Source organism: Pseudomonas sp. K5002 (assembly GCF_013386655.1).
In the GTDB taxonomy this organism is placed as follows: Bacteria; Pseudomonadota; Gammaproteobacteria; order Pseudomonadales; family Pseudomonadaceae; genus Aquipseudomonas.
Map to the genome: position 1 here is coordinate 1 of NZ_JACARK010001080.1, position 1,052 is coordinate 1,052.

A 1,052-nucleotide genomic window follows, 5' to 3' on the forward strand; every position below is an offset into this window, starting at 1 on the left:
GGTTCGGCAGCAACCCGGCGCGGGCCTGGGGCACCACTTCTTTCTGCGCGCCGTATTGGGCGCGGGCGGCGGCCAGGTCGGCGTTGTTGTCCACCGCTTCCTGGTAGACGCTGACCAGGTCGGTTTTGGTCGTCAGGGGCGCTTCAGCTGCCCAGACCAGTCCGTTGGTCGCACAAGACACGGCAAGAGCCAGTGAAAGTTTGCGCAGCATGAGGCGATCCCTAGATTAAATATTACGGCGATAATTTGGTGCCCAAGGCTAAGGCGGCCCATTCCTGGCGTCAAGACCTCAGGCAGTCACCGAGTGTAGTGGCGCTATCACGGCACAACAATCCTGTAATTACGCCATTCATCACGATGAATGCACCGCCGTTGGCAATTTGCCTGCTCCATGGTCTAGACTGGCCGCGTTCTTGTCGGGGTGCCTTGTTGGAAGGCTGAGATCGGTAAATACCGGATCCCGTTGAACCTGATCAGGTTAACGCCTGCGTAGGGAACAAGATTTCTCGTCACCCGGCGAGTCCTCTTGTGCTTCGTCCGGGATGTTGTTCGACAATCGAACAGCCCGTGCGCCAAGCACAGCACTGTCACAGTGCGTCCATCCGTCACAGGTTCACTCCGACAAAAATCCACCGCCTGGATAGTTGGAGAGCCCGTGATGAGCATCGAATTAAAAAGCCAAAAATCAAAAAACACCGTGCACTTGAGTGAATCGGCCAAGGTCGACTCCGGTTCCGTGCAGCCGTTTACCCGCTCGCAAAAAATCTACGTCCAGGGCTCGCGTCCGGATATCCGCGTGCCGATGCGTGAAGTCAGTCTCGACGTGACCCCCACCGACTTCGGCGGCGAAATCAATGCGCCCGTAGTGGTCTACGACACCTCAGGCCCCTACACCGACCCGAACGTGATCATCGACGTGCGCAAAGGCCTGGGCGATGTGCGCTCGCCGTGGATCGAATCCCGCGGCGACACTGAGCGCCTGTCGGGCTTGAGCTCGCACTTCGGCCAACAGCGCCTGAGCGATGCCGAGCTGACCGCGCTGCGTTTTGCCC

The 1,052-nt window shown here is 59.0% G+C and carries 2 pseudogenes and 1 riboswitch; of the pseudogenes, one reads left to right on the forward strand and one right to left on the reverse strand.

What is annotated here, in order from left to right:
• Window positions 1-211: pseudogene (locus HX846_RS33350) on the reverse strand (channel protein TolC); the annotation flags it as partial.
• Between the two features lie 196 nt (window positions 212-407).
• Window positions 408-513, forward strand: a riboswitch (TPP riboswitch).
• Between the two features lie 145 nt (window positions 514-658).
• On the opposite strand from HX846_RS33350, the pseudogene HX846_RS33355 reads away from it, so the two are divergent.
• A pseudogene (locus tag HX846_RS33355) lies at window positions 659-1,052 on the forward strand (phosphomethylpyrimidine synthase ThiC); the annotation flags it as partial.